The sequence below is a fragment of the Sphingobacterium sp. UBA5670 genome (genome assembly GCF_002420705.1).
In the GTDB taxonomy this organism is placed as follows: domain Bacteria; phylum Bacteroidota; class Bacteroidia; order Sphingobacteriales; family Sphingobacteriaceae; genus Sphingobacterium.
In genome coordinates, this window is sequence record NZ_DIIM01000021.1 from 52887 (window position 1) to 68834 (window position 15948).

Sequence of the window (15948 nt, forward strand, 5' to 3'; positions counted from 1 at the left end):
CCAAACATCTTTCACAATCTCGCGTCATTTTTTTTAAAAGAATGATATATTGCTAATAATAAAGCCTCAACTTTTTGAAGTTGAGGCTTTACCGGAAATTTGCTCGAAAGTCATTTTAGCATTCTTTGAAAAAAGCGGGATCTTTCGATACCCGCCCAATTAAGCAATTTAAACTATTTTTTACCATTGTCTTTTGCCCACCACAATCTTTTTCCCCAGTTATAATCTACTGTCCCTTCGGCGGCAGCCTTTACATTATCCGTATTATATAAATACTCATTATTCGGATAAGGCAAGCGCCATGGTTGATCTGTATGTGGAGTTGCTGAATTTTGAATTTTTGAAGGATAATTGGTACTAGGAATTCCCGTCCGTCTGTACAAACTCCACGCTTCAAAATTTTCTTTAAACAAAGCAACCCACATATCCCAATAGATACGGTCCTTTGTCCCATCAAATTTTCCTGCTCCAGCTAGATAAGTAGTGATGTCAGAAGCAGTGACACCATTATCTTGCATCGACAATGTCACAGCCTTTTCATAGGCATCTTTGGCAGAAATTCCAACATTATAGCCTAGCAATGCTGCCTCGGCTAATGTGTAGTAGCTTTCACATGCGCGATAAAAAGGCACTGATCCGGCAGGATTATTGATATAATGTAGCCCAATCCAAGAGATCGAAGTTGACGGAGAAGGATTGGTCAACGAACCATTTACAAATCCAACATATTTACCGGCATTATTTTTCTGTGCAATTGAAGCAATTCTGGGGTCGTTTGTTGCGGTTAAATGATCGATAAAAATATCGAACATTCCCCAGTTATTAATTCGATTATCATTAATACCTGATTTATACCAAGGCTCCATATAAGGCAGCGTCCCTGGGTAAAACATTTGACAATTTTCAGTGTTCGTTTCGATTACCGGATATTTATCCTTATTTCCAGCAATTTCCTCAATCGTAGCTTTAGCTAAAGCTGGGGCAACAGAAGAAATTCGCATCGCCATCCGTAGGCGTAAAGAATTACAGAACTTCTGCCATTTCAACATTTGTGCTTTTAAATGCTCTTGTCCAGAATCTTTCGTTCCATAGATGATATCATATTGTAATGTTTCATCAGTACCAATACCGGCGGCTAGTTCATCTGCAATTGATTTGAGATCTGCCAATACTGCAGGAAAAATATCTTCCTGTTTATCATATTTGGCTTTTAATACCGAACCATCTTCTGGCCTGCCCTTAAACGCCTCAGAAAAAGGCACATCACCCCAACCATCCAACAAATAAGACCACATGTAATTATTCCAAATTCTTGCTATAACACGCGTATTTTTATACCCTTCAGCGTTGTCATCTGTCTTTTTAAGCAGGTCTTTCATTTGGGTGATATTATAATAACAAGCAGCCCAACGATTGCCATAGGTATTATTTGTCGGAATTAATCCACTCAGATTGTCTGGATATTGAATTTTGACAATATAACCTGCAAATGTACCATAGCCGTCGACGTCGCCACCAAACTGATCACCTGCATTTCGCATCACATTGACCAACATATTTTGCGGGGGAACATCATTTAAAGCATCGGGATCGGTATTAATTTTCTCAAAATTTTTGGTACAACCTGTGACCAGAAGAACCGCTAATAAAGGCGTGTATTTTAGTTTTTTAATAAAAGTATTCATAATCATAATTTTTTGAGGGTTCTGTATCTTAACTGTCTATCTGTTGATTAAAATGTAAAACCAAGTTTAAGACCTATAGTTCGTGAGTTTGGAACAGTTGCCTGTTCAAACCCTACACCTCTAGAATCGCTAGATACACCTCCAGCTTCCGGATCTAATCGCATTGTATTTGTTTTATGTACCCAAAGCAACGCTAGATTAGAACCTGTTATAGATACATTGGCACGCTTAATACCTTTTATTTTACTATACAGATGCTTGGGTAAATTGTAAGATATATAGGCTTCTCTTAACTTCAGGAAAGAGCCATCTAAAACATACATTTCGGCAATACCACCATTTTCATACCAGTCCTGTGCTGTGGTTTCTTTGGTATTTTCAACCCAACCTCCTTTTCCATCCGACATGGCAAATCGTTCGTTTTTCATCACGTCACGGCCGGCAAGAACAGCACGTTCACGAATCCCGTCAGCAGCAGTAATTTCAGCTATACCTGTCACATAACCATGAGCCATTGTTTGTGACCAGATATCCCCTCCCTTACGAAAATCGAGCATAAAGCCGAATCTAAAATCTTTAAAGGTGAAGTCATTACGCATTGAAGCCAAGAAATCTGGCACGGCATTTCCGATTACCTGACCATCCAGTGGTGTGGAAACCAAACCGTTCGTACCAACTTTGATCGCGCCTTTCATTGGTCCGTCTGTTACACGATCATAACCTGGTCCAACCAAACTCCCCCATGGGCGTCCGACAGAAGCCATGTTGGAAATCCCCCAGGTCCAACCTTGTCTATAATCTTTCAAGTCCAATTCGGGATAAAGTTCAACAACCTTGTTTTTATCCTTTGAGAAGTTGACAGTCGTTGTCCAATTTAATCCATCCTCGCGCTTCAGGATATCCCCGCGTAACTGAACCTCGATCCCCTTACTTTGAATTTCTCCCGCATTTAAGAAGATACTGCTAAACCCGATCACATTAGAGGTGGTCACTGGAAGCAATTGTTTTTTATTTATTTTTTGATAATAAGTAAGATCTAGGTGGAGGCGGTCTTTGAATAATCCTAACTCGGTACCGATTTCATAAGAAGTAATCGCTTCAGGTTCCAGGCCTTCGATCGCATAAACCATACTTTTGTACATTTGAGCCAGGTTATTATAGGCGTCTGTCTGCGCATAATAATAGTTTCCATTTTGATAAGGTCTTGTCGCATTACCTACCTTTACCACATTCAATCGCATTTTCCAAAAATTCAAATAATCACTTTTCAGACCTTCAAACGACGCTGTTGGGATCCAGCTTAAACTTGCCGAGGGATAGAAAAAGGATTTCTTTATGGTTGACGACCAGTCGTTCCGTGCGGTCAAATCTAAATATAATTGATCTTTCCAGCCCAAATTTGCCTGAGCATAAACCGAATTCGACCGACCTTTCGAATGATCCATAACCGTATAAGCATCTCCAATTTTATTCGCAATGGTATAAACCCCCAATACATTTAATCCTTTTGCCCCTAATGTATTTGTTTCAAATTGATAGTCGCGGTAATTAGCCCCCAAAATACCTGTTAAACTCAGATCGCCAAATTGCTTATTGAAATTTGCAATAAAGTCTGCATTAAAATCAGAATTGCTATTTTTAATTTCATTAAACTTACCATTCTTATTATCAAAATTATAATAAGTCGTTTCAAATATATGTGTATTATAGTAATCAAGCCCTACACGTCCCTCAAATTTTAAAAAATCAAAAGGTTGATAATATAAGGATGTCTTACCGAAAACACGGTTCATCTTCATAGCGTTACGGGATTCATGCATCGTATAAAAAGGATTCATATGATAAGCGGAATTCCAATTGTAATAGGTATAGTTCCCTTGTGCATCTTTTTGATCCCAATTCTTTTTCAAGTCTTGCATATCCACCTGACGGCCAAACCAGATTAGGCCATTCATTGGATTGGCAGCATCATAACCCTGCGTGACCAAGTTGTTACTTTCTGTACGCGTAAAGTTACTCATGATATCATAAGACACTTTATCACTGACCTTATATTCATTATTCAGCTGTGCCGTATATTTTTTCTGATCTGTATTGGGGACCGTTCCCTTTTGATCCCTAAAGGAAATAGACGCACGCGTAGACGATCGATCTGATTTGGAAAGCAATGAAACATTATGGTTTTGAGAAAAACCTGTTTGAAAGAACTCTTTAACATTGTTTTTATGCGAATTCCATGGGGTTGCCTGGCGTACACCATTCACAACTGGACTATTAAACTGAGGTATCAACAAACCAATATCCATTCGAGGACCCCAAGATTCATCGATATTATCGTTAACACCAGAGTTTCCTGTACCATCAACATAACTGAATGAATTCTGCGTTACATAATCTTGGTAGGATAGATTCTCTCCAAATTTTTTAAAATTGTATTCATCTCCCCTGGATCCTTGACCATATAAATTCTGGTATTTCGGTAAATTGGCAGCTCTATCAATGGAAAAGTTTCCATCGTATGAAATTTGAACACCATTTTCTGCGCGTTTCCCAGATTTTGTCGTAATCATTATAACGCCTGTACCAGCGCGCATACCATATAGCGCAGCCGCCCCACCTTTCAATACGTTGATGCTTTCAATATCATCCGGATTGATATCATTTAAACCCGAACCGTAATCCACTCCGGTATATGTATTATCACCACTACGTTGAGAATCATTTGTAATAGGAATACCATCCACTACAATAAGCGGTTGCTGATTTGCCTGCAACGAAGTATTTCCACGAATAGAAATACGGGCAGAAGAACCAATAGCTCCACCAAATTGATTCACCTGTACCCCCGCAACCTTTCCCGCCAATGCGCCTGTTAAGCTATGCTGTCCGGCATCTGTCAATTCCTTAGCTTTAACTTCCTGTGTAGCGTAACCCAAGGATTTTTTCTCTCTCGTGATACCTAAAGCAGTAACTACCACTTCATCTAAATTCTCCGCTGAAGACTCTAATGTAACGTTTAAAGTTGTTTGATTATTAAGCTGGATTTGCTTGGGTTTATAACCGACCGCAGTAACGTTTAAAACTCCACCACCTGTATATGTTAATGAAAACCCGCCATCTATTCCTGTCTGCGTACCGGAACCGCCTTTAATTGTTACCGATACCCCCGGTATGGGTTTGCCATCCTGATCCAACACTTTACCTTTAAGTGCTGTTTGGGCGTAAAGCGCAGAACATACTAGTATATTGGATGCTAGTATTGCAATACTTCTTTTGTTCATAAGCTAGTCTCTGTTAGTTAGTTTAAAATGCTTTTATAAAAACTAATTTATGCAAATGTGGAAACAGAGCACGCTATGATATTGACCAATACTACCCATATTTTAACATCAAATGTTAAATTATTACTGCTATTAAACATAGCCACTAGAATTACTTAACTTAACAAATAAAAAAACAGCATCTATTAAACAACAAAATAATATTCAAAAACAACCCCTGACCAACGTATTGACCAGGGGTTTAGCTCAAATGAGGAAGTAAGGCTTACTTAATTTTCAATAAATTTCTGCCCATGAAAAACACGTTTTGCCAAACCTCTTTTCACCTCGAGATGGTTTCGCCATTGCTGTTCTTTAGCTATATGGAGCTTAGCGAGTGCTAACTCTTCCAAGCGTTCCGCCAACCGCTCAATTGCAAGCTCTTTATTCTGTAGTTGCGACCTTGTATCCATCACCTGAACACTTACGCCCGTTGGGCGATGGGTCGCCCTTATTGCTGAGCTTACTTTATTGACATGCTGCCCTCCAGCTCCACTGCTGCGCATAGACTGAAAATGCACATCCTTCAAATCCAATGCCTTCTCCTTCGTGGGTGGGTGGCAGCTTTTAATTTCGACAAACCAATTCTTTCGCTTGTGTAGAGGCCTAAAAGGGCTTTTACAGACCCAACAGATAGTTCCCTGCCAGCGCTCGACAAACAGACCTATATCATATCCTGTCAATCTCACGATTATTGAACATGGCAGTCCTTCTATGAGCTCCGCTTTCATCTCCGTTAGTAATACAGCATTTTTATCAGCTTCCGATGACATACGGTCAACCACAAGCCGCACTGCTAAATTACATTCCTTAGGGCCTCGTCCTGAGGTAACCTGTAGATACATTTCTTCCTCCATATTATTTATCCATGCGAACAATCTTTGGACTGAATGTGCCAAGGACATGAACAAGTTCTTCTTGTAATTTCATTACCCGATGAATATCCTTATAAGCTCGCGGGGATTCATCCAATGCTCCTCCGATTAATTCGACTCCGTGGTCCTCTAAATCTTTCAGCATGGCACTTTTGGTCAAGCTATTTATACAAGCAGACCTCGACATCGCGCGTCCTGCTCCATGTGAAGCAGATTGTAAGCTCAAAATATTTCCCTTTCCTTCTACAATAAATCCAGGTGCTGTCATTGAACCAGGAATTATCCCCAATACGCCTTTACCTGCAGGTGTTGCTCCTTTTCGGTGTACAATACATTCTTGGCCATTCACAGATTCCTTCCAGGCAAAGTTATGATGATTTTCGATCGTCAACACAGGTTGCACCCCGAGTGCCTTGGCCAGACGTCTATGAATATCTTCATGGCATGCTTGAGCATACTCTCCGGCTAAATTCATGGCTACCCAATATTCCTGTCCCTCCTGCGTTGCCAAATCCAGCCAGGCCAAGTGCTGAACATGCCGAGGCAACGGGCATAAACGAGCCGCAAGAGCTGTATAATGTTTAGCGATATTTGCCCCCAGGCCCCTGGATCCACTGTGGGACAAGACAGCTAAGTACTGCCCTGGTGCTATTCCCCACTCTGCTCTTGTAGCATAAAGCTCAACAACTCCAAGCTCGACAAAATGATTTCCGCTACCAGAGGTCCCAAACTGCCTGTATGCTTTACTCAATAAGGATTTCAGTAGTGGAATTTCGCGAAATTCAGTTTTGGTAAAAATCGCATGATCGTGCTTCACCGGATGCGTGTCGTACAAACCAAATTTGGTATTTTCCTTTAGTATATTTTTTAGCTGAAATTCCCGCCCCTTAAAATAACTGCCAGGTAAATCGAATATCGATAAGCTCATGCGGCATCCAATATCAACACCTACTCCATAGGGTATGACCGCATTCTCTGTTGCTAAAACTCCTCCAATAGGAAGACCGTAGCCCGAATGCGCATCGGGCATCAGCGCCCCCTGCTTCGCGACAGGCAGTTTCAATGCATCGTAAAGCTGTTTTTTTGCCTGCTCATCAATTTCATTTTCACCAAATATGGTAAATGGAGCAGCGTGCTCGTTAAGCTCCCGCATCCGTACTTCAACGGGTGTAACCAAACCTTCAGAGACTTTGCCCCATATATTGTGCCCCATAAACCTATTGGGGTCCTTCAGAACCTCCGCTAACTCAAGAAGAATGGTTTCTTTATTTTCTTTCTTCCTGTGACGCGTAATCAATCCTAAAGCTGTATTAACTATATTATTTTGTGGAAAACCTATTTTTAGTAGGTCCTTTCCAGATAATTTATTTCCCATTTTTATAAAAAAGTATAAAACACTGGCTATCAAAAATTGACGCCATTTAAAAAAATTTCGGGAATATTCTGTTGGGATTCATCGTTCAATTCAGCTACTAAGCTGCCTACAACACATTTAACATAGACTCCAACGTGCTGCAGGTAAGCGCACAGCTATTAAGCCCCATTAAAAATTTGCTTATGTTAATTGAACAGAAAATCCGGAAAATAAAAAGCCCGAATGAACTTCGGCTTTTTCATCTGTTTAAATTGGTTTATTCGAAATTATAAATTGATCTGACGAAGGATCTCTGCGAGATTGACATCATGATACTTTCATAATTTAAAGAATGTCCTCAATAGGATTAAAAGCACGAAGATTGCCTTTGGCAAATCCATTTGCCTTAAAAGCTTGCTCTGTTATCATCTTGACGACCAACATATCTCTTCGTATTTAATTGTTAAAAAATTATTATTGGCTGCAAATATAGGTAGTTTCAACTTAAATTTCCAATTGTCCCAACATTTAATTTGAGTTAAACGGTAATGGATCTTTTAAAACAAATTTAAAATCAAATGTATGATCACCTCTTGTTATCCGAAATCTCATTTCCTTTCCTTCTTCTGATTTAAAAAGATTGTGAATTGACTCCAGGGAAAATGACGATGCAGATCTACCATTGATCCGTAGCACTTTATCGTCAGGCATCAAGCCAGCAATCGCCGCAGGTGAGCCTGCACGTACCGTGGCAATCTTGTACATATTTCTGAGCACAAAACGATATTGTACGCTATTACCCATTCTCACTTCTGTACCGCCGTCCTTTTGGAGAACAACAGGAATCTCTTCCTTCTCATACTTAATCCCATCATGAATAATTTCCAGACCACTCATATTTAAATAGTAAAAACGATCGAAATCTTTATTCTTATGAAGATATATCATGTTATTCGGATAATCAAAAACGACCTTAAAGCGACGTAACAGTTCATTTCCAATAGAACCTATCCGTTCACTCACAAAAGTTGCGTGCTGCAGAGAGCTCAATTCAGGATAGGCTACCAGCGGGTAATTCATCGTAAATGGTCCCAACTCAAGGGACCTTATCCGATTTCTTTTCCCATAGATCTCACCATTAAAACCCTGACCTATGTAATCCTCGATAAAGGGAGGTTTAATATCAAAATTATTTAATTTTGAAGGAATAAGCATTAAAGCATCACTATTACCCATATCAATCAACACACGACCATTAATTGCTTCGTTTCCCTGTTTAAAAGCTACCGATATATAGGGTCGGCTATTTAAAATATCAATAGGCAAAGACTGCATTTTAGCCAATCCTTTCGGCTGATTATCTTTATGGTATAAGGTAATTCGATGTTTCTGAAAATCCATTTCTACCCGATAATTTTCAAAAAAACGGCTTCCCATAATCCCATTGACCTCTATTCCGATTCGGGTAGAAATATCTATATGTGCATTTTGTAGAATATAGATCGGCTGATCTAAATCCTCATAAACATCAGCAATAGCGACATAATTATTTATAGACAGATAACCATCCAATCCTTCGCTCCTACCTAAACCTTGAAATTTATTAACGAAAACGGCACTGTCAATTGATTTTAAGGTCTCTCCAAATATCATCGTTTCCTTAACACCCGTATCCAATAGAAAGTTCATCCGATATCCATTAACCTGAACTGGAATAACGACTAAATTATGCACAAAAAGGAAGGGCAGTTTAATATTCTTTTTTCCTTTTAGGACAAAGCCAACCTGCCCATGTCCGAGAAAAAAACATATTAATGCCAAAGATAAAAATACCGCTTTCATCCAAGTTTATATTTGGTATTTCCAATTTAAACAACAATATTCAGATAAAAAAAGTTTATACAAAAAAAGCTTATATCTTTCCAACAATTGATGGGATCCAATTTGACTTTGCTACCTAGACGCTTGATTTAAGATAACACTTCCTTTGTCCCTTGTTTTCCCTTTACATACCAGTTAATTATTACAATACTAAATAATAAGTAAAGAAACAGCAAAGAAAAAGTAGAGAAACAGCAAAGCATCGGCAGAGAAATACTAAAGAATATGCAAAGAAATAGCGAACAAATATCGAGGAAGGTCTAACTAAAGATACAATAAGCGGAGAAACCACTAAAGGATTAACAACAAATTAGGGCCAAGGAGCGATCAAATTATGCTTTCCGACAGTGTTTATTCAGTGCTTGTTCAGTGCTTGCTCAGTGATCACTCAGTATAAACTGAATAACAAGTGACTGATTACTGTCTAAAAACTGATTAAAAATTGGGATTAGGGATAAGCTGGTATCAGGATGTTTCAGTTTTAATGTTTATCGTGATTAGTTAAAATTCAGGCAATTGTGCCAATCTTCAAAAAAGTCAGAAACAACAATATGCAAAAAAAATCCCCTTTACATTCAGTAAAGAGGATTTTTGTACCCGGAGCCGGAGTCGAACCGGCACGGTTTCCCACTGGTGTTTGAGACCAGCGCGTCTACCAATTCCGCCATCCGGGCATATCCGTTTGGGATGATGCAAAAGTAGGTTTTTTATTGAAAAGGAGAAAACTTTTTGAATAAATTTTCCATCTTAATCAATATAGAACTGAGATTCAGCCAAATAATTTTCGATTAATCACTCAAGAAACTTGCTTTAACTGTGATATTGGCTGTTTTTTTCCTCGATGTGGTATTAAATGCACCACCGGAAGAGTATTCTTCATTATCATTTTGTCCTGTAATCTGAAAAATTCCCAAATCTGCCTTAACCAAATTACCCAGCCCTGCGTTAGATTCTTTTGCAATATTGCCAGCGCGTTGATGTGCATTTTTTGAGGCTTGTGAAATGAGTTCCAATTTCAGATCTTCCAATTTTGAGTAGTAGTAATTGGGGGTACTCGAACTAAGTTCTATCCCTTTTGAAATCAGTGTAGATATCTCTCGCGAGGCATTATCCACTTTATTTAAATCTTTTGACTCGACACTCACCGTCTGCGACAATGTATAGCCCGAAAACGTATTATAGCCATTCCCTTTTCCGTCTGTATGATACTCAAAATCCTTGGCTATGTTCACTGCTTCGAAGCGAATCTCCTCGACTTTAACTCCCTGCTGAACTAAAAAATCACGCACCAGCTCACGATCCGTAGCCAATTGCGCTGAAGCAGCACTCAATTCATAATTCTTCCGGCTAAAAGTAGCATTCCATTTGACTAAATCCGACTCAAAATCTTTTTTCGCATTACCATTTACAGTGATTGTCTGTGTCGATTTAAACTTGTAGCGATAAGCTGTTCCCAATATCCAGGCGGTAAGCAATAGCACAATGCCCATTATAATCGAAATAATAACAGAGGATGATGATTTCATAACCAGTTTTTTATGTTTACGTAACAATGAATATACCAAAAAATCGATGTTTATTTATTTTTTATGAATAAATTGCAGCAAAAAGGACTAAAAATATGAATAAGAAAAATATCTGTATTCCATTTTGTTTTCTTGCAGCATTCGCTGCACATGCACAAAAGAAACCATTGGATCATACGGTATATGATAGTTGGCAAAGCATATCATCTCCCTATATCAGTAAATCTGGCAAATTTGTTCTATTTCAAGTAAGCCCGCAAGAAGGTGACAATCAGCTGCTTCTAAAAACCAAAGAAAATAAAGAACTCGTTCAAATTCCCCGCGGATATAATGGAAAACTTACAGATACCGAAAATCATTTAATAAGTTTGATTAAGGCGCCTTTCGCAGCAACTCGCGAAGCAAAAATCAAAAAAAAGAAGACTGAAGACCTTCCAAAGGATTCATTGGCGATCTACAATTTAACAAACTCATCACTTGTCAAATTTGCGCAGGTAAAATCTTATAAAATTGCTGATCAAAACAACAATTTTGTCTCTTTTCTTTTTGATAAGGAAGTAAACGAAAAATCCGAACCAAAAACGGCTACCGATGCCACATCAGCAAAGAAAGGCAGCGATAAAAAGAAAAAAACACTGGCAACACTTGCTTTATATGATTTAAACACCGGTGACTCGGTTCAATTTTCATCCGTAGATCAATATGAGTGGAATAAAAACGGATCAAAAATTGTGTTTTCAAAAAAGACTGACTCAAAAGATAGTCTTTCAAAGGAATCTGGCGTATATATATACGAAATAGCCACCAAAAAGCTCAAAAAGATATCAAATGGGAAAGGTAATTATAAGAATTTCAAATTTGATGAATCGGGCAATCAACTCGCATACCTTGGAGATCTCTCTGGTGAAAAGGCCTTACTGAAAAACTACAACTTGTATTATTATTCAAACGGTATTGATACAGCCCAATATCTTGCGACGAAAACGAGTAATGGTATACCAAAAAATTGGGCTGTCAGCGGTGATGGAGATATCAAATTCAGTAAAAATGGGGAGAAGCTATTTTTCGGCATAGCGCCAATACCCCGTGTCAAGGATACCACTTTGGTTGATTTCGAGCATGCGAAAGTAGACGTCTGGAACTGGCAAGATGATTATTTGCAGCCCATGCAATTGGTAAATTTAAAGAAAGATCTTGCTAAAAACTTCTTAGCAGTAACTTACCCTAAATACAATCGTAATATTATCCCGCTTACAGACCAGACATTCAACTCTGCGTCGACAACTCCTGATGGTAATGAAGAATATATCTTGGCACGTACTGATTTTGGCAAGCGCATCGAAAGCCAATGGGAAGGTAGCACAAGAGATGACATCTACCTTATCTCGACCAAGACAGGCAATAAAGAATTAATTCTTTCAAATTTTTCGGGAAATGCAATTTTGAGTCCTGATGCAAAATATATTGTTTATTTTGACCAAGATAAAGGAACCTGGAATTCGTATCAGGTCAGCACAAAGAAAAAAATCATTCTGAATGATGGAATACCGGCTTCTTTCGCGGATGAGGAAAATGACATGCCTACGACAGCGCAAGGCTATGGCATGGCCGCCTGGAGCCCGGACTATAAAGGAATATATGTCAATTCGAGATATGATATCTGGTATTTTAACCTGGATGGGTCAAATAAATCTATCTTGACCAACGGTTATGGTGCTGCTTCACAGACAACATTTCGTTACTTATCCTTAAGAAGAGAAGAGGATCGCGAACAAGCCACAACGCTCGACTATAAAAAAGGCGGTTTTTTAACCTCTTTTGACAATAAGACCAAGCAAGCAGGTTTTTATCAATTCAAAGGACAGCATAATGATCCAAAAAGTCTTTTCGTAGAAGCGAAAATCTTCAGGAATATCAGCGCTTCCACAGACAAAGAGACTATCCTCTATACAAAAGAAGATTATGTCAATTCGCCTAATGTCTACACCAATACAGTTAAATTCAAAGACGAGCTACAGCTCTCCAATATCAATCAGCAACAGGGAAATTACAATTGGGGCACAGCTGAATTAATTCATTGGACAACGCCAGAAGGAAATCAGGCTGAAGGTATCCTTTACAAACCGGAAAATTTTGATCCAGCAAAAAAATATCCGATTATCGCTTATTTCTATGAAAAACTTTCCGACGGACTGTATACGTATCAGGCTCCTGCACCTACCCCATCACGATTGAATATTCCTTATTTTGTAAGTAATGAATATTTGGTATTCGCACCAGATATAAGTTATAAAACAGGCCACCCCGGTAAATCAGCTGAGGAATACATTAATTCAGGAATGAAATATCTCGCTCAAAATTCCTGGGTCGACAGTACAAAAATGGGGATCCAGGGACAGAGTTGGGGCGGTTACCAAGTAGCCCATCTGATCACACGTACAAATATGTATGCAGCAGCCTGGACCGGCGCACCTGTTGTCAACATGACATCTGCCTATGGCGGAATACGCTGGCAGACCGGCATGTCCCGCCAATTTCAGTACGAACATACACAAAGCCGTATAGGCAAGACGCTATGGGAAGCTCCGGAACTATATATCGAAAATTCTCCATTGTTCCATTTAGATAAGGTCAAGACACCAGTGGTCATTATGGCAAATGATAACGATGGGGCCGTGCCGTGGTACCAGGGCATTGAAATGTTTACGGCATTGCGTCGACTGAATAAACCTGTATGGATGTTAAATTATAATGGTGATGAGCATAACTTAATGTTACGACAAAACAGGAAGGATATACAAATTCGAGAACAACAGTTTTTTGACCACTTCTTAAAAGACGCTCCTGCTCCTAGCTGGATGAAGAAAGGGATACCTGCTAAAGAAAAAGGAATAGACTGGGGATTTGAATTACAGTAAAAACATTAAAAAAGGTGTGATTTTTAAAAATCACACCTTTTTTATTACTCATAAACTACGTTTTTTAGATTTTTCCATAAAAAATATCAAAAAAAATTTCACTTTTCAACAAAAACACAATATTTTTGAAAAACAAAATCAACAAAACTGTAATTTAACTACAAAATACAAATGTCGAACCTAAGATTCAAAGCAGTAGAAGCAGCAGGCTCACGCCAAATCGCTTCATTTGAAAAAGTTGAAACGAAAAAAGCAACTGACATCTACGGAAAGAATGTTTTTTCCGTTAACAAAATGAAAGACTACCTTCCTAAAAATTCATACAAGGAGTTAGTTGCATCCATTGAAGAAGGACAGATTATTTCAAGAGATTTAGCTGAACATATTTCTCAAGCGATGAAAACTTGGGCGCTTAATCACGGTGTTTCTCACTATACGCACTGGTTTCAACCTTTAACAGGTTCGACTGCTGAAAAACACGATGCCTTTTTTGAACCAGATGAAAACGGCGAAGCAATTGAAAAATTTACAGCTGACGCATTAGTACAGCAAGAACCCGATGCATCTTCTTTCCCTAACGGTGGTATCCGTAATACTTTCGAAGCTAGAGGGTATACAGCTTGGGATCCTTCCTCCCCTGCTTTTATTTATGAGACAGGCGCTGGTAAAACATTATGTATCCCTACCGTTTTTGTTTCCTACACGGGAGAATCTTTAGATTATAAAGCACCTTTATTGAAAGCAATCAATGCGGTAGATAAAGCTGCAACAGATGTCGCTCAATATTTTGATAAATCAGTTACTAAAGTCAATGCTTCTCTAGGTATCGAACAGGAGTATTTCTTAGTTGACCTTTCTTTATATAATGCACGCCCAGATCTTCAATTGACTGGCCGTACGTTATTTGGTCACATGTCTGCTAAAGGCCAACAGTTGGAAGACCACTATTTCGGTGCTATTCCAGAGCGCGTATTAGCTTACATGGTGGACTTGGAAAATGAAGCTTTAAAATTAGGCATCCCTTTAAAAACCCGTCACAACGAAGTTGCGCCTTCTCAATTTGAATGTGCTCCAATGTATGAAGAAATCAACTTAGCCATCGATCATAACCAATTGTTGATGAACGTTATGGAACAAGTTGCTTTAAGACATAACTTCAAAGTATTGCTGCATGAAAAACCATATTCTGGTGTTAACGGATCCGGTAAACACAACAACTGGTCTTTAATCACAAATACTGGTGTTAATCTATTGTCTCCGGGTAAAACCCCTAAAAACAATTTGATGTTCTTGACTTTCTTTGTCAATACAATCAAAGCTGTTTATGAATACGCTGACTTGATGCGTGCTTCTATTGCCAGTGCAAGTAATGACCACCGCCTAGGTGCAAATGAAGCTCCGCCAGCAATTATTTCAATTTTCTTAGGTTCTCAATTAGACGAGTTATTAGAAGAGGTTGAATCTGCTCGTGTCGCTAAAAAAGTGAAAGCAGAAGCTAATTTATGGCATGGTATCCCTAAAGTTCCAGAATTAAAATTGGACAACACAGATCGTAACCGTACTTCACCTTTTGCTTTTACAGGTAATAAATTTGAATTCCGTGCTGTTGGTTCTTCAGCCAACTCTGCTTTACCAATGACAGTGTTGAATGCCATCGTTGCAGCCCAATTGATCGAGTTCAAAACTGAAGTAGACAAACAAATCAAAAAAGGTACTAAAAAAGACCTTGCGATCTTAAATGTTGTCCGCAAATATATCAAAGATTCAAAAGCAATCCGTTTTGAAGGTAATGGATATAGCGAAGAATGGGAAAAAGAAGCTGAAGCACGTGGTCTTTCTAACATCAAATCTACTCCTAAAGCATTAGATGTTTATGTAAAAGAAGAATCTTTAGCATTATTTGAATCACTTGGCATCTATACAAAACGTGAATCAGAAGCACGTCACGAGATCTTACTTGAAAACTTCTACAAAAAATTACAGATTGAAGCTCGTGTCATCGAAGAGATGGTTAACAACCAAATTGCCCCGGCATGTTTCATTTACCAAAATGAATTGATTGAGAATGTCAAAGGATTAAAAGACCTTGGTCTAGCTCAGGCAGCATTCAGCTCTCAATTAAACTTTGTGGAACGTATATCTACACACGTTAATACGATTTTGGAGCAAGCTGAGGCGATGCGTCAAGAACGTAAAAAAGCAAATCAGATCGAAGATGTACGTGAAAGATCAATCGCTTACGATGAATCAGTTAAACCATATTTTGATGTCATTCGCTATCATGTCAACAAATTAGAGAAGATTGTTGATGACAAAAAATGGCCTCTTCCAAAATTGAGAGAGATCTTATTCTTAAGCTAAGATAACTTATAAAAAACAGAAAGAGCAT

At 38.6% G+C, this 15948-nt stretch carries 8 protein-coding genes and 1 tRNA gene; 2 read left to right on the forward strand and 7 right to left on the reverse strand.

Going from position 1 to position 15948, the window contains the following annotated elements:
* Window positions 1–173: 173 nt before the first annotated feature.
* The 7 genes from B3C94_RS18205 to B3C94_RS18235 all read right to left on the reverse strand — a co-directional run bounded on the left by B3C94_RS18205 (window position 174) and on the right by B3C94_RS18235 (window position 10641).
* Window positions 174–1685 (reverse strand): SusD/RagB family nutrient-binding outer membrane lipoprotein, encoded by a 1512-nt coding sequence (locus tag B3C94_RS18205; protein ID WP_293906304.1) that lies wholly within the window; start codon window positions 1683–1685, stop codon window positions 174–176.
* A gap of 47 nt (window positions 1686–1732) precedes the next feature.
* The gene (locus tag B3C94_RS18210) at window positions 1733–4966 is read right to left on the reverse strand and encodes a SusC/RagA family TonB-linked outer membrane protein (protein ID WP_293906306.1); all 3234 of its coding nucleotides are present in this window, start codon (window positions 4964–4966) and stop codon (window positions 1733–1735) included.
* Between the two features lie 269 nt (window positions 4967–5235).
* Entirely contained in the window at window positions 5236–5862 is a 627-nt protein-coding gene (gene prfH / locus B3C94_RS18215) for a peptide chain release factor H (protein ID WP_293906308.1), read from the reverse strand.
* A gap of 1 nt (window position 5863) precedes the next feature.
* Window positions 5864–7255 carry an RtcB family protein gene (locus tag B3C94_RS18220; RefSeq protein WP_293906310.1) on the reverse strand — a complete coding sequence of 464 codons (1392 nt, stop codon included), beginning with the start codon at window positions 7253–7255 and terminating at the stop codon, window positions 5864–5866.
* 507 nt (window positions 7256–7762) lie between these two features.
* Window positions 7763–9076, reverse strand: coding sequence for a PDZ domain-containing protein (locus B3C94_RS18225; RefSeq protein WP_293906312.1), 1314 nt, complete (start codon window positions 9074–9076; stop codon window positions 7763–7765).
* 633 nt (window positions 9077–9709) lie between these two features.
* A tRNA-Leu gene (locus B3C94_RS18230) sits at window positions 9710–9789 on the reverse strand.
* Window positions 9790–9903: 114 nt separating this feature from the next.
* Window positions 9904–10641, reverse strand: a complete 738-nt coding sequence (locus B3C94_RS18235; protein WP_293906314.1) for an SIMPL domain-containing protein — start codon at window positions 10639–10641, stop codon at window positions 9904–9906.
* A gap of 95 nt (window positions 10642–10736) precedes the next feature.
* On the opposite strand from B3C94_RS18235, the gene B3C94_RS18240 reads away from it, so the two are divergent.
* Both B3C94_RS18240 and B3C94_RS18245 read left to right on the forward strand, forming a co-directional pair.
* Window positions 10737–13559 carry a S9 family peptidase gene (locus tag B3C94_RS18240; protein ID WP_293906316.1) on the forward strand — a complete coding sequence of 941 codons (2823 nt, stop codon included), beginning with the start codon at window positions 10737–10739 and terminating at the stop codon, window positions 13557–13559.
* Between the two features lie 171 nt (window positions 13560–13730).
* Entirely contained in the window at window positions 13731–15920 is a 2190-nt protein-coding gene (locus B3C94_RS18245) for a glutamine synthetase III (protein WP_293906318.1), read from the forward strand.
* Window positions 15921–15948: the final 28 nt, after the last annotated feature.